The 18507-nt window shown below is 37.6% G+C and carries 18 protein-coding genes and 1 pseudogene; 7 read left to right on the top strand and 12 right to left on the bottom strand.

The genetic code is table 11. The annotated features are described in order from the left end of the window. The first annotated feature begins 163 nt into the window (after positions 1 to 163). The 3 genes from G504_RS0116640 to G504_RS0116630 all read left to right on the top strand — a co-directional run bounded on the left by G504_RS0116640 (position 164) and on the right by G504_RS0116630 (position 2523). Positions 164 to 1258 (top strand): Nif3-like dinuclear metal center hexameric protein, encoded by a 1095-nt coding sequence (locus G504_RS0116640; protein WP_019671333.1) that lies wholly within the window; start codon positions 164 to 166, stop codon positions 1256 to 1258. A gap of 2 nt (positions 1259 to 1260) precedes the next feature. After that, complete coding sequence (locus G504_RS0116635) at positions 1261 to 2040, top strand: zinc ribbon domain-containing protein (protein ID WP_019671332.1); 780 nt, start codon at positions 1261 to 1263, stop codon at positions 2038 to 2040. Positions 2041 to 2109: 69 nt separating this feature from the next. After that, positions 2110 to 2523 (top strand): DUF4174 domain-containing protein, encoded by a 414-nt coding sequence (locus tag G504_RS0116630; protein ID WP_019671331.1) that lies wholly within the window; start codon positions 2110 to 2112, stop codon positions 2521 to 2523. A gap of 13 nt (positions 2524 to 2536) precedes the next feature. Here the strand turns inward: G504_RS0116630 and G504_RS0116625 are convergent, their stop codons facing one another. Both G504_RS0116625 and G504_RS0116615 read right to left on the bottom strand, forming a co-directional pair. Beyond that, entirely contained in the window at positions 2537 to 3934 is a 1398-nt protein-coding gene (locus tag G504_RS0116625) for an FAD-dependent oxidoreductase (RefSeq protein WP_394330231.1), read from the bottom strand. A gap of 247 nt (positions 3935 to 4181) precedes the next feature. Continuing rightward, positions 4182 to 4730, bottom strand: coding sequence for a ClpP family protease (locus G504_RS0116615; RefSeq protein ID WP_026348650.1), 549 nt, complete (start codon positions 4728 to 4730; stop codon positions 4182 to 4184). Positions 4731 to 4849: 119 nt separating this feature from the next. Here G504_RS0116615 and G504_RS0116610 point away from each other — a divergent pair, with 119 nt between their 5' ends. After that, positions 4850 to 5524: a hypothetical protein gene (locus G504_RS0116610; protein WP_019671327.1), complete on the top strand. Its 675-nt coding sequence runs from the start codon at positions 4850 to 4852 to the stop codon at positions 5522 to 5524. A 7-nt stretch (positions 5525 to 5531) separates the two neighbouring features. Here the strand turns inward: G504_RS0116610 and G504_RS0116605 are convergent, their stop codons facing one another. The 4 genes from G504_RS0116605 to G504_RS0116590 form a co-directional block, all read right to left on the bottom strand. Further along, entirely contained in the window at positions 5532 to 6689 is a 1158-nt protein-coding gene (locus G504_RS0116605; protein WP_019671326.1) for an MFS transporter, read from the bottom strand. A gap of 34 nt (positions 6690 to 6723) precedes the next feature. After that, positions 6724 to 7128, bottom strand: a complete 405-nt coding sequence (locus G504_RS0116600) for a VOC family protein (RefSeq protein ID WP_019671325.1) — start codon at positions 7126 to 7128, stop codon at positions 6724 to 6726. A 75-nt stretch (positions 7129 to 7203) separates the two neighbouring features. Continuing rightward, on the bottom strand, positions 7204 to 8475 hold the full coding sequence (gene kynU, locus G504_RS0116595; RefSeq protein ID WP_019671324.1) for a kynureninase: 1272 nt from the start codon (positions 8473 to 8475) through the stop codon (positions 7204 to 7206). A 54-nt stretch (positions 8476 to 8529) separates the two neighbouring features. Continuing rightward, positions 8530 to 9009, bottom strand: coding sequence for a GNAT family N-acetyltransferase (locus tag G504_RS0116590; RefSeq protein WP_019671323.1), 480 nt, complete (start codon positions 9007 to 9009; stop codon positions 8530 to 8532). A 62-nt stretch (positions 9010 to 9071) separates the two neighbouring features. Between G504_RS0116590 and G504_RS0116585 the strand changes: the two genes are divergently transcribed. Beyond that, on the top strand, positions 9072 to 9713 hold the full coding sequence (locus G504_RS0116585) for an O-methyltransferase (RefSeq protein WP_019671322.1): 642 nt from the start codon (positions 9072 to 9074) through the stop codon (positions 9711 to 9713). Here G504_RS0116585 and G504_RS0116580 read toward each other — a convergent pair. Together G504_RS0116580 and G504_RS0116575 are read right to left on the bottom strand one after the other, a co-directional pair. After that, positions 9691 to 10251: a phosphatase PAP2 family protein gene (locus G504_RS0116580; RefSeq protein ID WP_019671321.1), complete on the bottom strand. Its 561-nt coding sequence runs from the start codon at positions 10249 to 10251 to the stop codon at positions 9691 to 9693. The genes G504_RS0116585 and G504_RS0116580 overlap by 23 nt on opposite strands. Positions 10252 to 10259: 8 nt before the next feature. Then, on the bottom strand, positions 10260 to 10541 hold the full coding sequence (locus tag G504_RS0116575) for a Sec-independent protein translocase subunit TatA/TatB (RefSeq protein WP_019671320.1): 282 nt from the start codon (positions 10539 to 10541) through the stop codon (positions 10260 to 10262). A gap of 392 nt (positions 10542 to 10933) precedes the next feature. On the opposite strand from G504_RS0116575, the gene G504_RS0116570 reads away from it, so the two are divergent. Further along, positions 10934 to 11677: a hypothetical protein gene (locus G504_RS0116570; protein WP_019671319.1), complete on the top strand. Its 744-nt coding sequence runs from the start codon at positions 10934 to 10936 to the stop codon at positions 11675 to 11677. Positions 11678 to 11835: 158 nt separating this feature from the next. On the opposite strand, the gene G504_RS0116565 is transcribed toward G504_RS0116570, so the two are convergent. The 4 genes from G504_RS0116565 to G504_RS0116550 all read right to left on the bottom strand — a co-directional run bounded on the left by G504_RS0116565 (position 11836) and on the right by G504_RS0116550 (position 16289). Further along, positions 11836 to 14145 (bottom strand): M1 family metallopeptidase, encoded by a 2310-nt coding sequence (locus G504_RS0116565; RefSeq protein ID WP_019671318.1) that lies wholly within the window; start codon positions 14143 to 14145, stop codon positions 11836 to 11838. Positions 14146 to 14208: 63 nt separating this feature from the next. Beyond that, on the bottom strand, positions 14209 to 14730 hold the full coding sequence (locus G504_RS0116560; RefSeq protein ID WP_019671317.1) for a DUF6702 family protein: 522 nt from the start codon (positions 14728 to 14730) through the stop codon (positions 14209 to 14211). A gap of 37 nt (positions 14731 to 14767) precedes the next feature. Continuing rightward, the gene (locus G504_RS0116555) at positions 14768 to 15550 is read right to left on the bottom strand and encodes a carboxypeptidase-like regulatory domain-containing protein (protein WP_019671316.1); all 783 of its coding nucleotides are present in this window, start codon (positions 15548 to 15550) and stop codon (positions 14768 to 14770) included. After that, complete coding sequence (locus G504_RS0116550; RefSeq protein ID WP_019671315.1) at positions 15537 to 16289, bottom strand: carboxypeptidase-like regulatory domain-containing protein; 753 nt, start codon at positions 16287 to 16289, stop codon at positions 15537 to 15539. Before G504_RS0116550 ends, G504_RS0116555 begins: the two co-directional genes overlap by 14 nt. 386 nt (positions 16290 to 16675) lie before the next feature. On the opposite strand from G504_RS0116550, the pseudogene G504_RS18935 reads away from it, so the two are divergent. After that, positions 16676 to 18507 (top strand): annotated as a pseudogene (locus tag G504_RS18935) (hypothetical protein); the annotation flags it as partial.

Genomic DNA, 18507 nt, shown 5'->3' with positions numbered 1-18507 from the left:
TACGATTAAATTTTTATGAATTTGATTAGTTTAAAGCCTATTAAAATTAATGTTGATGTTCATGGATTTGCAGGTATCTGTATATTATTTTAATCCCATGAAAGACCTTGCAGAGCATCCCATCTAAGTATAGATCTTATTTTAACAGTTATAAATTTTAAATATGAAAGTTAAAGATGTTGCTGAAATACTTGAGGAATTGGCCCCTTTGGAATATGCGGAAGATTTCGATAATGTCGGGCTATTGGTAGGTGATCAGGACATGAATGTTACGGATATTCTTGTTACCCTTGATTCGCTTGAAAATGTTATAGATGAAGCAATAAGCAAATCATGCAATCTTATCATTAGCTTTCATCCCATATTATTTAAGGGAATCAAGAACCTTACGGGATCTAATTATATAGAACGTGCCGTCATAAAGGCCATTCAAAATAATATTTCAATATATTGCCTGCACACCGCACTGGATAATGCAAAGGATGGTGTTAATGCGAAAATATGCGATGTATTAGGGGTAAAACAAACCAAAATTTTAATACCTCAAAAGGGAACCATAAAAAAGCTAACTACATATGTGCCTGAAAGTCATGCTAATGTATTATTAAATGGTCTGTTTAAAGCCGGGGCGGGAAGTATTGGGAATTATAGTGAATGCAGCTTTACGGTAGAAGGAACGGGCAGCTATAAAGCAGGGAAGAATGCAAATCCGGTAAAAGGAAATAAAGGGGAACTGCATTTGGAAAAAGAAACGCAGATCAACGTTACTTTTCCTCGTAACAAAGAAAAAAGTATTTTATCCGCTTTATTTGATAATCATCTATACGAGGAGGTAGCCTACGAAATAAGTACTTTAGAAAATGTTGATTCTCAAATTGGTATGGGAATGATAGGTGAACTGGAAAAACCTCTGGATGAAAAGCATTTTCTCTCCTTTATAAAAAACAAAATGAACGTGTCCTGCATAAGACACTCGGGTTTTTTAGGTAAAAAAATTCAAAAAGTAGCAGTTTTAGGAGGCAGTGGGGCTTTCGCTATTGGTGCGGCAAAAAAATATGGTGCAGACATTTTTATTACCTCGGATGTAAAATACCACCAGTTTTTTGAAGCTGAAAACAAAATTCTTATCGCAGATATAGGGCACTATGAAACTGAGCAGTTTACAAAAAATTTATTGGTAGACTATCTTACAAAAAAAATGCCTAATTTTGCAATCTCTTTATCAGAGAGTATTACAAATCCTATCAAGTATTATTAAATATGGCAACAAAAGTAGAAACAACCGTGGAGGAAAAATTAAGGGCATTATACGATTTGCAATTAATTGATTCCAGAGTTGATGAAATTAGAAATGTACGTGGTGAATTACCCCTCGAAGTAGAAGATCTTGAAGACGAGGTGCTTGGTTTAAAAACAAGGATGGACAAGTTAAAAACCGATTTAGAAACTATAAATTATGAAATCGGGGCTAAAAAGAACTTAATTGAAGAGGCCAAAGTACTGATAAAAAAATATGCTGATCAACAAAAAAATGTAAGAAACAGCAGAGAATTCAATTCACTTGCGAAAGAGGTTGAATTTCAGGAATTGGAAATTCAATTGGCTGAGAAGAACATCAAGGAGTTCAAAGTTCAAATAGAGCAAAAAAAGGAAGTAATAAGTGAGACCAAAGAAAAACTTACAGAGCGTGAGGCCCACTTAAAGCATAAGAAAAGTGAATTAGATGCCATTCTTGCGGAAACAGAAAAGGAGGAAAAAGCACTTTTGGCTAAATCTGAAAAATTTGAAAAGCAAATTGAGGACAGGTTGGTCCAGGCTTATAAACGAATTCGAAATAACGTTAAAAACGGCCTGGCAGTAGTCCCAATTGAAAGAGGTGCCTCAGGTGGTTCTTTCTTTACCATACCTCCGCAGGTTCAGGTAGAAATTGCTTCAAGAAAAAAGATAATTACAGATGAGCATAGTGGCAGAATTCTTGTAGATCCTGTTTTGGCTGAAGAAGAACAGGAGAAGATGCACAAAATGTTTTCTAAAATCTGATAGAATTAAATATTTATCTGAAACCACCTGTAGTCAGGTGGTTTTTTTATTTTAGTACTATATACGTATATGTTTATTCTAAGATTTATTGCGCTTTTAGTTTTAATGTTACAATTTAATGGGATGTTCGCACAGGAACTGGCGGAATTCAAGTGGAAAAAACGAATTCTCCTTATTATAGATTCGAATAATGATTTGCCTGCCAGAAACATACAAGTTAGCAAGTTTGTTGCTCGGAATGACGAAATGAAGGAAAGAGATTTAGATCTTTTTGTATGCACAGGCAAGGAAGTATTGGATAAGGACGGATTAAAAACCAATATTGATCCTGCTAAAATATCCTATGGTGAATTTCAGGGTGTTATCCTCATAGGAAAAGATGGTGGCGTGAAACTTAGAAAGAAGTTCATTGTAGAACCAGGTGAGGTTTTTGATCTAATAGATCAAATGCCCATGCGCAGGGCTGAAATGAAAAACAGGTAGTTATTTTAGAAAGTCAATCTTGTTTAAGCAATTCTAATATTTTCTCTTCTACTTCCCGGCTGTCCCATTTAGATTCAATATTGGGTATTTGCATTACCTGTTCCATAATTCTTTCCTGCCAATCGCCTATTGCCAGGGCTTCTGAATAAGGCTGATCAGAAAATGTCACCCTGGAGTAAACAGGAATCCATTTGTCCGGGTGTTTTTTTGCAAAATGTTTTTCTATTTTCTTTTGAAGCAGAAAAAGCGGATCCGCTGTTTTGCTGCTCATTTCAATAAAGTTTCTAAAGCTCAATTCGGCTATCGCATCTGCATCTGGTTTCCTTTTCTTCTGATACTCCTGAAAAATATGCTCCCAGTCATCCCCGTATTTAGAGATTAATTCATTTAAAACATAGATGTCTTCAAAACCTGCATTCATTCCCTGTCCATAAAAAGGCACTATAGCATGGGCAGAATCCCCTACAAGAGCCACCTTATCCCAATAGGTCCAGGGATAGCATTTCATGGTAACCATAGCACTCGTCGGGTTTTTAAAAAAATCCCCGGCCAGGTTGTCTATTTCTTTAATTACATCGGGAAAATAGGTTTTAAAAAATTCCTTTGCCTGGGGTTTGGTTTTTATATTTTCAAAAGATATTTCACCTTCAAATGGTAAAAATAATGTACAGGTGAAACTACCATCCTGATTGGGCATTGCAATGAACATGAAATTTCCTCTTGGCCAGATGTGAAAGGAGTTTTTGTCTAGTTTGTGCGTGCCATCATCATTAGCCGGAATTGTGAGCTCTTTATAACCAACCTCAATAAAATCCTGTGAATAATCAAACCTGCTCCTGCGCTGCATTTTGTGGCGAATTCTGGAAAATGCACCATCACAACCAAATACAATATCATAATTATAAGCTTTCCATGCACCTTTTTCAGTTGCTCCTGTGTACAATCGGGCTTCGGGCAGATCAATATCCCATACTTTTTCATTAAATCTGAAAATTACGCCGGTGCTTTCAGCAAGATCAATCATCTTTTTGTTCAGCAATCCTCTGGAGATGGACCAGATTGCCTCCCCTTCTTTACCATATTTCTGAAAATAAACCGGTTTGCCATTAACATGCATTGCCCGCTTATAAAGTGGAATTGCAATTTTCTTTATCTCTTTTTCAATACCCACTTCACGCAAAGATTTCCAACCCCTGTTGCTCATTGCAAGGTTTATGGAACGTCCCGAAAATTCTATGGTCCTGATATCAGGCCGACGATCGAACACAGTAATATTATGGCCCAGCCTTTTTAGATAAATGGCTAATAAAGATCCTATTAGTCCGGATCCAATTATAGCGATATCTTTTGAAGTTTGCCTCATAATTAAAGCCTGCAGAATGGTTAGGTTTGAAGGTAAATGTACTAAAATTAAGTTTTCTCCGGGTTATGATTACCACCAGTCCCGAAAACATGCAATAGTTTATAAGTGGATTAAGGGCATGGAAGACCTCCGATTGAATAATAGCTTGTCATTTTTTTTCAAAAAAAAGATCTTTTTAGAGGGTGCTGTTCGTATATATAGAAAACAGAATTTTCCGCCTGAGGCGCCCATATATATTTATAAAGACCTTCATATTATAATCTATGAAGGTCTTTTTCTGTTAAAGTAGGAGCTCCTATTCTAAAATGGCATCCACTATTCCATATTCAATGGATTCTTCTGCACCCATCCAATAATCACGGTTAAAGTCTTTCAGAATTTTTTCATAGGGTTGCCCGCAGTTTTCAGCCAGTATCTTAGCCCCTATCTCTTTTGTCTTGATTATTTCTTTGGCCTGAATTTCAATGTTCGAAGCCTGACCTCTTGCCCCGCCGCTTGGCTGATGGATCATTACACGAGCATGAGGCTGTATGAATCGTCGCCCCTTTTTGCCAACAGAGAGGAGAATAGAACCCATTGAAGCCGCTAATCCACTGCATACTGTTGAGACAGGACTTTTCAATGATTTTATCGTATCGTAAATAGCAAAACCAGAAGTTACATAACCGCCTGGACTATTTATTACCAATTGAATTTCCTTATTGTTCTGCATATCAAGATATAATAAACGATCAATGACATGTTTGGCAGAATCATCATCAACCATTCCCCATAGAAATACTTTTCTATCCTCCAATAACTTTGCATCAATGGCTTCTTGTACTTTTCCCTTTTTATTACTCATTTTTTCATTTTTGTTAAAAACCAAAATTAATCATTTTATTGGGATTTCATACCCCAATAAAGTGATGTAATAATAGCTTTTAAGAATTGAAAAGCTGTTATATTTGAAAAAACATTATTATGAGATTTCTAAACTTTCTGATTATACCTGCATTAGTTCTTCTTTTCAGTTGCAAAACCGAGCAAAAAAAAGATGCAGATTCAACAAGTATTGAACAATCCGTTCCTGAAAAAATAGCCAATGCGCACGGTATAAAGAATTGGAAAAATGTGGAAGAAATAAGGTTTGCCTTTAATGTAGACCGGGATACCACACATTTTGAGAGGGGCTGGATATGGAATATTCAAAAAAATGAGGTTACCAGAATCTCCCAAGGAGATACGGTTACTTATAACCGCAGTGAGATAGACAGTACAATAGCCAAAGTTGATGCCGGCTTTATTAATGACAAATATTGGTTTTTAGCTCCTTTTAACCTTTTATGGGACAAAGGCGGTTACAGCTATGAAGTATCAGAAAAAGCAGAAGCTCCGATTTCAAAAACCCCTATGCAAAAACTAACCATAGTATATAGCAGCGAAGGAGGTTATACCCCTGGCGATGCGTACGACTTTTATTTTGAAGATGATTATATCATCAAGGAATGGTCATTTCGGAAAGCAAATCAAAAAGAGCCCAATCTTTCTACCACATGGGAAGAGTATATAGAATTAAATGGATTGAATATTTCAAAGAGCCATATAAATGCGGAAGGGAATATTAAATGGTATTTTACGAATATTCTGGTAAAATAATTCGCCATTAGCCTTTAACGGGTTGTTTTCTCTTCAACAGGAAAGTGGCGCCCAATACAGCAACTGAACAAACCATTAATGTAATAAAACTTAAACTCAATGAGAATTGTTCGGCTATGAAACCTAAAATCACCGGCCCTACGAGAAAACCCGAATATCCTGTCCCGGCTATAAAAGCTACTCCCTGGGAAGATTCTACTCCCTTTACATTACCTCCAATTCTGAATAATTCGGGAACAATGACAGAAAAACCGAGACCGGTAAGGGCAAATCCTGTAATAGCCAAATACATATCTGTTGTTAGAACCAATAAATATCCAATAATGGCTATAACAGATCCCAATGCCACAATTTTAACTGATCCTATCCTGGTACTAATGGCATCTCCTAAAAAGCGCCCCAGGGTCATAAATACCTGAAACCCTAAAAATCCTGCACCCCATATGGCTTCCGGTGCAAGGCTAACTTCTTTTAAAAATAATCCGCTCCAATCCACGATAGCACCTTCACTGCCCATAACAACAAAAGACACAACCCCAAGAAGCATGAGAGGCTTAAAATTTTTAAAACTAAACCCCTCCTTCTCTATAGGCGCCGCAACAACTGCATAATATCTCCGATAAAACATAAAATTTACAGCGAGAACCAGTAAGACAGCCAAAAGCATATGCAATCCCCTGTTATCCAGAACAGGAATCAAAAAACTGCCAAGCCCTGCTAAAACCCCCCCAAGACTAAAAAACCCATGGGAGGCAGACATAAATTTTTGCCTGTCTTCTTTTTCAATCTCCGTAACCAGCGTATTCATGGAAATATCTGTAAATCCATTAGTGGCTCCAAACAAAAAGAGAGCAATTGCAAGGCTAATAAAACCAGGCGCAATTAATGGAAATAAAGCCGCAATGCAGCTTAAAATTAATCCAATAAAGGTTGCTTTGCCAACCCCAATTCTATTAATGATTTTTGAAGCTATAGGAAAAATAGTGAAAACACCCAGTGAAAGAAAAAAGATAGCAAACCCCAGGGCAGCCTTATTAATTCCGAGATCTTCTTTTACAGAGGGTATATAGATTGCCCAGGTACCAAATAGAATATTTAAGCTGGCGAAAACCCAGGCAGGGCCAAAATATCTGGGATGGGTAAGGATAATTCTAAGAGATCTCATAATGTTCCTTCTAATAGAGGGCAAAAATATACAATCATTCGATATACAAGGTAGTTACCTCTAAACGATTATTATCCGGATCCAACAACTCAAATTCATAGTATCCATCACCGGTTTTTCTTGGACCACTAATTACATTGTAACCAGCTCTTTTTAACTCTGCAGCCTTTTCGTCGACTTCAGACATACTTTCCACGCCAAAGGCTAAATGAATAATTCCCAAATGCTGTTTATCTGCCGTATAATTTGCATTTTTTGGAATATCGGGCCTGTGCATAAGTTCCAGTCTTGCGCCGGACTCAAAATTCAGAAAGTAACTCTGAAACTCTTTAACGGGATTATAATATTTGGTTTTTGCCTTAGCTCCGAAATAGGTAACATAGAAATCCTTAAGCAATTCAAGTTTTTCCGTCCATATAGCTACATGCTCTAATTTCATTGGATTCTGTTAGAATATTTAGGAAGACAACCTTTAACTTCCTTATTGAATTTCATTAAAACGGTCAATCTCCGATCAGGTTCTGCCAAGTATTCCTCTTTTCAAAACCTGCCCGAAGTTATACATATCTTCAAAACTGCAATAGAACGGAGCGGGGGCAAGCCTTATTACGTTAGGCTCACGCCAATCTGTAATCACCCCGTTTGCCATCAGATATTCAAATAAAGACCGCCCTTCTCCATGAAGCAATACAGATAGTTGGCACCCTCTTTCGGCCGGAGTAATAATTTCAAAACTGCTGTCTACCTCACTATCAATTTCGTGTAAGATAAACTCAAGATAAGAGACTATTTTTTCCCGTTTTTCAATTAACGCTTCCATTCCCACTTCTTCAAAGAGTTCTAAAGAAGCAAGATATGGGGCCAATGCCAATACCGGGGGATTACTCAGTTGCCATGCATCGGCGGTAGCAATGGGTTCAAATTCCTGTTTCATTAAAAACCGGGTTTCTTTACTGGTCCCCCACCATCCTTCAAACCTTGGAATGTTATCCTGTCCCAAATGCTTTTCGTGAATAAATATCCCGGAAGCATTCCCGGGTCCGCTGTTCATATACTTATAGCTACACCAGGCCGCAAAATCACAATTCCAGTCATGTAGTTTTAATTCTATATTCCCGGCGGCATGGGCAAGATCCCAGCCCACCATGGCATCAACAGATTTGCCCGCACCGGTTATGGCTTTCATGTCAAAAACCTGACCATTGTAATAATTTACACCTCCCAGCATAACGAGCGCTAACTCGTCTCCGAGTTCATTAATTTTTTCAATAATATCATTGGTATGCCAGTGATGCTGGCCTGGGCGCTTAGCTACTTCAACTATTGCATCTTTCGGATCAAAACCATGAAAACGTACCTGGCTTTGCAACATATACTGATCTGAAGGAAAGGCTTTCTCTTCACATAATATTTTATATCGTTTTTTGGAAGGCCTGTAAAAAGAAACCATTAAAAGATGAAGGTTTACCGTAAGTGTATTCATCACTGAAACCTCCCCCGGTTTGGCACCAATTATCTTAGCCAATGGTTTTGCCAGTCTTTCGTGGTAGTCCCACCAAGGTTTTTTTGAATGAAAATGACCTTCTACGGCCAAATTTTTCCAGTCTTCCATTACTTCATCCACAAAATCTTTTGCATTTTTAGGTTGAAGGCCTAAAGAGTTTCCCGTAAAATAAATTACATTTTTGCCATTCAATTGTGGAAAGTAAAATCTATCCCTGAATTTTTGAAGAGGGTCTATCCTATCTAATTCTCGCGCAAAGGATAAAGTATTTTGAAATGGCATAGTTAATTTTTAGTCAAAAATACAATATCCACTTAAAAGATAGCCCTGATAAAATTAACTATTACCAGTCTGGTCCCGAGGTATTCTCATTTCCAGGATATGACTTACAAACCCTGCTTTTTCATAGGCTTTTATAGCAGGAATGTTATCTGAGTATACCGTTAGGCGCATTTCGTTGTATCCTTTCGATTTTGCCCATGACCTTAACGAATCTAAAACCTTTTTATTAATTCCCATACCTCTGCAGGCTGGAAGTGTATACATAAAACCAAAATTGGCATAGTCCTTATGATCCAGGTAAGATCTTGCCTGTTTTATTACAGCTGCACCACAACTAACTACGATATTATTCATTTCAGCAACAACCACGGACACCTGGTTATCCAAAATCATCCCTTTTAAATCGTAATAATTAACAGGGTCTCTGCGAATGGTTTTATCAAAAGGACGTTCAGCCTTAATTAATTCTTGCTCAAAAGTCAAAAGCACATCCAAATCGGATAATGTTGCATTTCTAATGGTTATTTCATCCATGCTTATTGCCTAATTTAAAGGTAAGATAGTATATAAATCCATATTTTTACCAAAAAGGATTTATGCATTTTCTTCCTGAGTCTCTGGAAAACTACATTAAACTGCATTCTGAAAATGAACCTGATATTCTGCGTGATTTAACCCGGGAGACGCATTTAAAGGTAGTACAGCCCAGAATGATTACAGGCCATTATCAGGGTAGGGTTCTTAGCATGCTTTCCAAGATAATTCGTCCCGGTAAAATTTTGGAAATTGGCACATATACAGGGTATTCAGCCATTTGCCTTGCAGAAGGGCTGACCACTGGCGGTGTACTCCATACCATTGATGTCAATGAAGAGCTAACGGATATACAACGTACATTTTTTAACCGAAGCGGATTTGGAGATAAAATAATTCAACATACAGCAGATGCCCTGGAAATTATTCCGGAATTGGACCAGATTTTTGACCTGGTTTTTATTGACGCTGAAAAAAAGATGTATGATGCTTATTTCGAAGCTGTGATTGAAAAGACAAAACCCGGAAGCATCATACTAACTGATAATGTCTTATGGTCCGGTAAAGTAGTTGAACCTCTTGATAAGAAAGATTTGGTTACCAGTAAACTGCTGGCTTTTAATAAAAAATTAAAAAACGATCCAAGGGTAGAAACTGTTCTGCTCTCCATAAGAGACGGGCTTACTTTATGCAGGGTTCTATGATCTTACGATAAAACAGAAAAAACAGAATACCTAAAAGTATCCCTACTGCAGCACCTGTCAAAATATCTATTGGATAATGGACCCCTACATATATTCTACTATAGGCAAATAAAAAGGGCCAAAGAAAAAGCAACCAGATAATTGAAAACTTTTTTCTGAGAAATAGAAAAAATATAGTCGACAATGAAAAAGATGAGGAGGCGTGACCGGAAAAGAAGCTATATCCCGGAGGGTTTTTTAAAACTCTGATGATGGAATTAATTTCAATGTCATTATTGGGCCGCAGACGTTCAAAATATGTCTTGGTGATATCGGTAAGACCTAAAACACACAGTAAAAGCAGGACAATTGTGCAAGTAATGAAAAAAGCTTCCTTTTTTGGGTATTTAACAATAATTAATGCGAAAAGTAAAATATAAAGCGGAATCCAGGAAGCTATATTCGTAGTAATTACCCAAAATAAATCATACTCTTCTGTCCCCAGATTATTCAGATATATAAAAGTATTCCTATCCCATTCCAGAAGATGCTTGAGCATTAACCCATCTATTTACGCTTGATTGTACCAGTAACATCATCCACCCCTTTCTTCACTTTATTGATTTCATCTTTTATATCATCGGTAAAACTGGTATCAATCCCTTGTTTTTCTGCGCTTTTTTGAATTTCTCTCTTTATATCATCCGTGGCATCCCTCAACTGTCTCATACCTTTGCCAAGGCCTTTGGCAATTCCGGGAATTTTATCCGCCCCAAATACCATTACCACTATAAACATGATAAAAAATATTTCAGCTCCGCTGATAAATAAAAAAATCATTGCTTGCATACTACAAATATAGTTAAGTTTTGGATCCTTTTTTAAAATAGACTAATTCATCTATTTAATATAAAAACAAAAACTGCATTTTTTAGCCGTTTTAAAAGATACAACGAAAAGGTATTGATTTCTGATGGTTTACAAAAAAAGTATTTCCAACCATAGACTTATTAAATATATTTCGAAATAAATAAAGTTGTTCCTGTATAAGCCCTAAATGGACGATTTTAACGCAAAGATTAACATTTTACAATGCATATTTAAAACCCTACGCTTCAATATAAATGAATTTTCTGCCCCGGAAGCATCAGAAATTATAGCCATTTCCTCTATGAACAGTTAATATTTTTTAATTCTTAAACGCTTCTTTGTAATTTGCTCTACAATAAAATATTTAATCAATGAAAATAGTCCTTATCATTACCTTCAGTCTCCTTCTAAATACACCTATTCTTTTAGCTCAAACGAATTCTCCGGGCACTATACGTGCTGCCGGAAGCCCTCTTGACCGCGATGGTGCGCTAAAATGGTTAAATGACGTAAATAAGGCTCAAGCTGCAAAAAGCAACCAAAGCCTGGATGTTTCCAGTATCGAGGGCTCTCCTTATTACAATGAAGAATTCATCCCCGGGAACATTTATTATGTAAACAAAATATATGGCAACTATCCAATGCGATACAACGCTTTCAGCGACGAGGTAGAAATTCAGAGAACAGGAAGTAATACAATGGAATCTGTATATAAAAGCATGTCGCTTAGCTGTCATATTGATGGTGAGAAATTTATATATGCCAAATACAGAAACCAGAAAGGAATAATACAGGAAGGGTATTTAAACAGATTGAATTCATCACAGAAATATGTTCTCTACGAAAAAAAATCTAAGGTTTACAAAGAAGGTAAAAAGGCAGCCACTTCAATGCACCCCTCCTATCCTCCAAAATTTGAGGATAAGCATGAATATTTTCTGTCTGCGGATAATGAATTCCCGGTTTATTTTAAACCTTCTAAAAAAGAACTAACCGAGCTTTTTGGCCAGGATAAGGCTTCAGATATAAAGTCCTATATAAAGCAGAATAAAATTAAATTAACGCAGAAGGAAGATCTCCTGAAACTTATTGAATACCTCAATTCAAATCTCTGAAAATTACTTTCTATTGTTTAAGTGGGGATTCGCCATTTTAGATTTTATATTCCTATAACGGATAAGGCCACATAAGTAAATGCCCTGGCCATTTAAAATGGCCAGGGCATCTTTTCACATTTTAACCTCCCAGGCTTTTTTAATCTGAACTGAAGAAATTATTTGCCTTTTATGTCTTGTTTAAACTGTTCAAATTCAGATTGCTGTTCCTTTTTAGGCCAGGAATTGTTAGTTGAGTCAATATCTGCAGTTTCCAATTTAGGGTCTATAACAATTCCAACGAGTTCTTTTTCAGAAGAAATAACTCGTTTAAATTCGCGATCATTTTTCCTCCAAATTTGTGGAGGATAAGTCACATTCTCCTTAGAACCATCGGCATATGTGTATTCAACAATTATGGGCATTGGTATCCCACCCGGTTTATTAAAAACAACCTCATAAAAATATTTGGGCTCTTTGATCCGGGTACGTTCCTGTACTGTCATATTATCCATCATATATTCCTTTAAAGTCTGTGAAGTTTCTGAAGGTAATTTGCCTTTAAGGCCTGCTTCAAAATCTTCACTTTCTTCATCCACAAGGTAAACCAATGGTGGAAAATTTGCTTCTGATAATCCTCTTGAAACCATATATTCTTTCATTTGCTTTGATGGCTTATCACTCACATAGTACTTTTTAACTCCTTTTATGCCAATATCCACATAATCTGTTGTGTAAAACCAACTTCTCCAATACCAGTCAAGATCTACTGCCGAAGCGTCTTCCATAGTCCTGAAGAAATCCTCCGGAGTGGGATGCTTAAATTTCCATCTCTGGGCGTAGGTTTTAAAAGCATGATCGAATAATTCCTTTCCCATTATGGTTTCACGAAGTATATTGAGGGCCGTAGCAGGCTTTCCATAGGCGTTTGGCCCCAATTGAAACACGTTTTCCGGATTAGACATTATAGGAGATATAGTAGATTGGTCACCACTCATATAAGGCACTATCTTTGCCGGCGCACCTCTTCTGGAAGGATACTTTTTATTAGGTGCAATGATATCGGGGTTTTGCTCTCCAAACTCCTGTTCGGCAATATACTGCATAAAAGTATCAAGGCCTTCATCCATCCAGCCCCACTGACGTTCATCAGAATTGACGATCATTGGGAAAAAATTATGCCCAACCTCATGAATAATTACACTGATCATCCCGAATTTTACCCGGTCAGAATAGGTTCCGTCTTCTTCCGGCCTTCCGTGATTCCAGCAGATCATAGGATATTCCATTCCCTGATTTTTGGCATGTACGGAAATTGCTTTATGATAGGGATAGTCAAACGTATGCGATGAATATGATTTTAAGGTACTTGCCACAGCTTTGGTAGAAAATTCTTCCCATAGCGGATTCCCCTCTTTGGGATAAAGAGAAACAGCCATGACATCCTTGCTCCCAATTTTAACTGCTTGCATATCCCAGATAAATTTCCTGGAAGTGGCAAACCCAAAATCCCTTACATTCTCCGCTTTGAATTTCCAGGTCTTTTTGTCTTCGGAAAATCCTTTTTCGGCCTGTTCGGCCTCCGCTTGAGTTACAATCAGTACCGGCTTGTCATAAGAGTTTTTCGCCTGTTCATAGCGCTGCATCATTTCCCTTGTAAATACTTCCTTCCTGTTCGTGAGTTCCCCGGTTGCATCTAGTATGTGATCCGCCGGAACTGTAATATTTACTTCATAATTACCAAAAGGCAGGGCAAACTCTCCCTTACCCCAAAACTGATAATTCTGCCATCCTTCTACATCGCTATAAACAGCCATCCTTGGAAAAAATTGAGCTATTACATACGAACGGTTACCGTCTTTGGCAAAATACTCATAACCAGATCGGGCCCTGTCTATGGTATGATCTACAATATTATACCACCATTTTATTGAAAATGAAACCTCTGCGCCACTTTTAAGATGCTGGGGAAGGTCTATTCTCATCATAGTCTCATTTATGGTGAAGGGTAAGCTTCTGCCATTGGCATCCTTAACAAATTCTATATTAAAACCGCCGTCAAAAGATTTTGGCATTAGATTCTTAACAAAATTATCTGTGCTGTAGGCAATGGATAGTTCACTTTCATCTCTAAGAGGAGCTTTTGAATCTTTTGCCCTCAAATTCTGATCTAATTGAAGCCAGAGGTATTCCAGGTCATCCGGAGAATTGTTGAAATAGGTAATGGTTTCTTCGCCATAAATTTTGGCGTTTTTATCATCTAATTCAATATCGATCTTGTAATCTGCCTGTTGTTGATAGTAGTCGGGACCCGGTGTTCCGGAAGCCGACCTGTAGGTATTTGGAGTTGCAAATTCTTCATAGAGCTGTTTGAATTTACTTTGATTCGTATGGCCCGGCTCTCTTTCTTTTTGGATATCCTGTTGTGCAAAACTCAAAGTGACAACAAAACACAGTAAGCCTGCGAGGGAACAATTCAGATTTTTCATGTAGTTGAATTCTTTTTGGAATTCGCGAATTTAGAATTTTTCAACTATTTGCAGTTCAAAATGTTACAAGTTTAACATACCTTTATTATTTTCCTTAACCAATATAAAGCTCTTCTTTTTGCCATTTATTTTAAAATGAACTATGTTCTGCTGTTCATCAAACATATCTGTAAGAATATCATTTTCAACAGCTAGAGTTTTATGTTCAGGAAGATCAATATCCTCGATTTCCAAATAACAAATAACCAGGTCATTATCGTATTTCTTGCCTAAAAACACAAAAGCCTTGTTTGTGCCGTCTGCACTTATTACCAATTTAGACCTCATATATTTTTCAATATAAAAGTTTGCCTCATCAGATTCCTTTTCAGTGGCCAGGTTCATTTCTACGCCATAGCGTTCTTCAAGCGCGTTTTCCAGGTCATCAATAAAGATGCGGCTGGTAATTTGAAGGGAGTTGTCTTTTTCAGAATATTGAATATTGGTAACGCTGACATAAAACTTATGCATTATGGAAAATGCAAAAAGGGGAATTACAAGAAGGAGCAGGCCCGAACGAATTAGCCTGGTTTTAAAAGAATACATATGTTATGTTTTGCAAGATTCGTGCCATAGGTATTACTTATTCTTCAGTGGCTTCCCTTAAATAGGCCGTGCTGCGCAATTTAAGGTACTCCCAGATTTTAAGCCTATCATGGCTGTCTACTACCGAACTGAAAGAGTTATCCACTTCACAATAATACATAAAGTCTTCTATTTTATTTTCCGGTATTTTGAGGTATTTTACAAATAAGGAATCTGCATAATACTCCCGCACCCTGCTTGTCCGGGCATACTTCTCCTGGGAAGCCAATACTTTCTTAAGATATTTTGTCCTGCCCGAAATGGCATTTATAATTGGGTTTAGAGGCACCAGGCCACCACCTGTAGTAGCTTCGTTTAGCTTGCGTTCTGCCTGGGTTATTGGCTTAACATAGGCATTTGGCAACCCTAAAGTAGCCGCAACATATACTTTATCCGTTTTTAAATTATTCATGTCCCTGCCCAGATCACCAGATAGATTATAGGGCCTAACCACCACCTCATCCAATTCATTGATAAATTCCTCTAAAGGCACAACTATAGAACTGCTCTCCAGCATTGCCCTGGTTACTACCAGGTTTACGCGTTTATATTGTACTGCCGAGAACAGGATAGTGTCATTAAGTCTGGCGGCAATGGAAAACAGTCCTTCCTCATCAGTTATAGTAGCCCTGTTTGAAGAGGTATTCATAACATGAACGTCTGCTATACCCTTATTTGAGTTTATGACTTTTCCTTCTAATTTGTAAAAAAAAACGTTTTGTGCTGAAGCACTTGTAACAACCAGAAATAAAAACAGTAAAAATGTCTTATTCCTCAACATTCATCTGTTTTAAGAAGATATTACTCTGGACAACTAAAAATTCAATAAGTTCAAATTCATTGTCTTTTTTCAATAGGCTACGGGGAGGAATTTTTTCGTCACAATAAATCAAAAAAGCATCTATTTGATCCTGAGGTATTTTCAGGTCCAGGACAAAAAATTCATCATCATAAACCAGCCGCAGGACTTCGCTAACTTTTAAAGGTTTCTGATCTTCGTCTGGCTGATCTTTTTTAGTATTCACAAGTGCTTTGAATATGTTTACAAAATTTATCCCATCTCTCATGATACCGCGGGTTATTTTATCCTCAGCAATGTTTACAATATCCGTGGACTGGTCGGTTTCGTATTCAAATTTTTTAAAATCTTCATTTTGAAGTTCAAGGAATTTCTGTTGATTTTCAGGACTCACCACAACCTCATCTAGTTGTGTAACCTTCTCATTAACTTCAACCACCAATCGGTTGTTATCCAAAATTTGCTGGGTTATTTTAACAACTTCGATCTGATAGTTCACTGACGTAAAAACCAGTTCATCATTTACCTTTACCTGAATGGCAAATTCACCTTTATCATTGGTAATTGTAGCCCTCTGTGAAGTACTATTAATGACATTTTCATTAGGAACCAGTGAATTCCTGTATAAAACCTGGCCCCGCAAAATAACACGATCATCACTCTGAGCATTACCTATGGAAAAAGAAAATATTGCAAAAAGAAGAAGTAATTTAGAATTCATAGGTAACTGCGCTTATATAAAGATTACTCTAATTTATAAAGAAAAAGCATGTTCTTGTCATAAAAAAATTTGACGTCATAAAACTTTTGTTAATTTCTGAAAATACAGCCGCAAAATCCTGGCCTGTGATGCACAATAAATACAGCGGTATCGGATAAATTTGGAGGTTTAACCAGACATCATATCCTTTTACCCCATAATCGGGTATTTTGGAGTATAAAGTTAGCTAAATATGGATATAATTCTATTTTTGTTAGTCCCCAACAAACGAGAATAAATAAGTATATTACATCTACTGTGCCTTAACAATTTTAGTGACTGGAATAGTATTAGGAATATATTTAAAACATATGATTTCAGCTAATTAAAAATATGCCAAAATGAAAATGAAACTCCTGTTAGCCCTGGTAAGTTTTACGCTTTGCAACGTTCTTTCAGGCCAGATTAAAATTGGTGATAATCCCCAGAACATTGATGCAGCCTCTGTCCTGGAATTGGAAAGTTCCAACCGGGTATTCGTCGTTACCAGGATCAGCACCTCGCAAATGAACAGCATAGTTCCTTCCCGGGGGGCTATAGTGTATAATACCGACGAACAATGCCTGTACTTTTACGACGGCGCCAGTTGGTTAAATATGTGTGAAACCTTTGGGCTCACATTTTCGGCAGATCCCATTGTAAATCCTACCCCCACTATTGTAATTACAGAAACCGGCGATAATCGCAATTTTGAGGTTGGGGAAATAACAGGTGCCAACATTGTGGATTTCAGCATCAGTGGAAATGACATTCAGAATAATTCTATTACCTCAGATAAACTGGCTCCGGATTCTGTAGGAAGTGAAGAATTGCAGACTAATACGGTAGCAGATGACGAAATTGATTATAACCAGGTAACCCTGAATGATTTTAACAATGATGCCGGTTTTATTACCGGGGCCCAAATAGTTAGCCCGGACCCCAATAATACTATTACTGATAATGCAGGTGCCTTTTATGATGATACTTCTTTGCAGGATGGCATTGCTGCCAACACCGCCGCTATAGCTGCGGATGGGGATAGAGATTCGACTAACGAAATACAGAGTCTTGCCCTAAACGGAAACGATCTAACTATTTCGGGCTCCAATACGGTAGATTTAAGTGTTTTTAACAACGCAGGTACAGATGAACAGGATTTAACAGGAGCCACACTAAATGGTGCAAATATTTTACAAATAGATATTGAAAACGGTGCATCTGCAACTGTGGACCTAACCCCATTGAGTGGAACCGGGACAGATGATCAAAACCTTACAGGTGCTACCCTTAGTGCGGCCAATATACTGCAGATAGATATTGAAGATGGTACATCGGCCACAGTAGACCTTTCCGGTTTAAGTGGTACAGGCACTGACGATCAACAACTTACATTAACGGGTGGAAACATTCTAACCCTGGAGGATGGCGGTACCGTAGATTTGAATCCGTTTTTGGATAATACCGATGACCAGAACATTACCAATTTTACATTTGATGATCTTACCAATGTGTTGACCATTACCTTAGAAGATGGAAATACACAAACTGTAGACCTGACTGCCTTGGCTACAGGTGCTGGCACAGATGATCAACAATTAACACTAACGGGTGGAAACATTTTAACCCTTGAAGACGGCGGTACGGTAGATTTGAACCTGTTTTTGGACAATACAGATGATCAGACGATCACAAATTTTGCGTTTGACGACCCTACCAATATTCTGACCATTACATTGGAAGATGGGAATACGCAAACTGTAGATTTAACCCCTTTGGCAACTGCCGCAGGGACTGACGACCAGGTAGCCGCAGAAGTCCCTTTTACAGATTATCTGTCAATTACTGCTCCGGAAGTTCAAGGTGCTGTGGAGCAACTAAAAGATGAATTAGATGCTGTTGTGGTTGCCGGAGGGGGTAATCCTGTTGACGAATTACAGGATCTACAACTGGCAGGTAATATTTTATCATTAACAAACCCGGCAACAGTTGGAAATAATGTTGATTTAACAGCTTTTATCGATGATGCTGATGCTGATCCTGTCAATGAAATTCAGACGATTACGTCTACAGATGGTTCCGTTGCCCTGGTACAGACAGGGGATGATTATGATTTATCGGTGGCGGCGGGCTCAGATGATCAGAACCTTACTTCAGCTGTTTTGGCAGGAACTAATCTGACCATTGCCATTGAAGATGG

Source organism: Eudoraea adriatica DSM 19308 (assembly GCF_000382125.1).
In the GTDB taxonomy this organism is placed as follows: domain Bacteria; phylum Bacteroidota; class Bacteroidia; order Flavobacteriales; family Flavobacteriaceae; genus Eudoraea; species Eudoraea adriatica.
Note: the sequence above shows the minus strand (reverse complement) of the source record. Positions and strands in the feature narration are given on the sequence as shown.

Coding starts and splice junctions, on each gene's coding strand:
- kynU (WP_019671324.1), bottom strand. CDS start 8,475: ATGCCATTTCAAAATACTTTATCCTTTGCGCGAGAATTAGATAGGATA.
- G504_RS0116615 (WP_026348650.1), bottom strand. CDS start 4,730: ATGAGTAATAAAAAGGGAAAAGTACAAGAAGCCATTGATGCAAAGTTA.
- G504_RS0116550 (WP_019671315.1), bottom strand. CDS start 16,289: ATGAATTCTAAATTACTTCTTCTTTTTGCAATATTTTCTTTTTCCATA.
- G504_RS0116600 (WP_019671325.1), bottom strand. CDS start 7,128: ATGAAATTAGAGCATGTAGCTATATGGACGGAAAAACTTGAATTGCTT.
- G504_RS0116565 (WP_019671318.1), bottom strand. CDS start 14,145: ATGAAAAATCTGAATTGTTCCCTCGCAGGCTTACTGTGTTTTGTTGTC.
- G504_RS0116610 (WP_019671327.1), top strand. CDS start 4,850: ATGAGATTTCTAAACTTTCTGATTATACCTGCATTAGTTCTTCTTTTC.
- G504_RS0116640 (WP_019671333.1), top strand. CDS start 164: ATGAAAGTTAAAGATGTTGCTGAAATACTTGAGGAATTGGCCCCTTTG.
- G504_RS0116580 (WP_019671321.1), bottom strand. CDS start 10,251: ATGCTCAAGCATCTTCTGGAATGGGATAGGAATACTTTTATATATCTG.
- G504_RS0116570 (WP_019671319.1), top strand. CDS start 10,934: ATGAAAATAGTCCTTATCATTACCTTCAGTCTCCTTCTAAATACACCT.
- G504_RS0116635 (WP_019671332.1), top strand. CDS start 1,261: ATGGCAACAAAAGTAGAAACAACCGTGGAGGAAAAATTAAGGGCATTA.
- G504_RS0116560 (WP_019671317.1), bottom strand. CDS start 14,730: ATGTATTCTTTTAAAACCAGGCTAATTCGTTCGGGCCTGCTCCTTCTT.
- G504_RS0116590 (WP_019671323.1), bottom strand. CDS start 9,009: ATGGATGAAATAACCATTAGAAATGCAACATTATCCGATTTGGATGTG.
- G504_RS0116575 (WP_019671320.1), bottom strand. CDS start 10,541: ATGCAAGCAATGATTTTTTTATTTATCAGCGGAGCTGAAATATTTTTT.
- G504_RS0116630 (WP_019671331.1), top strand. CDS start 2,110: ATGTTTATTCTAAGATTTATTGCGCTTTTAGTTTTAATGTTACAATTT.
- G504_RS0116585 (WP_019671322.1), top strand. CDS start 9,072: ATGCATTTTCTTCCTGAGTCTCTGGAAAACTACATTAAACTGCATTCT.
- G504_RS0116605 (WP_019671326.1), bottom strand. CDS start 6,689: ATGAGATCTCTTAGAATTATCCTTACCCATCCCAGATATTTTGGCCCT.
- G504_RS0116555 (WP_019671316.1), bottom strand. CDS start 15,550: ATGTTGAGGAATAAGACATTTTTACTGTTTTTATTTCTGGTTGTTACA.